We start from the raw sequence: 239 nt of genomic DNA on the forward strand, positions 1-239 counted from the left end.
TGAAGAAATGGAGGGGAGGGGGGGGGTTAGGGGGGGTGGAGGTGATTAGAGGGATGGGTGAGGAGAGGAATTTAGTGGGTGTGAAGGGTGGGATTGAAGGAGGAAGAGGAGGGGAGGAGGGAAAAGGGTTTGGTGTGGTGGGAGATGAAGTGAGGAAGGTGGGTGAAGTTTGAAGGGAGTGTGCGAGGGAGATTTCGAGGTTGATTGAAGTGATGGAAAAAGAAAGGGATGAGGTGGTG

1 protein-coding gene is annotated in these 239 nt (G+C 53.6%); it reads left to right on the plus strand.

Going from position 1 to position 239, the window contains the following annotated elements:
- The first annotated feature begins 41 nt into the window (after positions 1 to 41).
- Positions 42 to 173 carry a hypothetical protein gene (locus FS736_RS25680; protein ID WP_395883980.1) on the plus strand — a complete coding sequence of 44 codons (132 nt, stop codon included), beginning with the start codon at positions 42 to 44 and terminating at the stop codon, positions 171 to 173.
- Positions 174 to 239 lie beyond the last annotated feature (66 nt).

It is taken from the genome of Cytobacillus oceanisediminis 2691 (assembly GCF_007678455.1).
Lineage (GTDB): Bacteria > Bacillota > Bacilli > Bacillales > Cytobacillaceae > Mesobacillus > Mesobacillus oceanisediminis_A.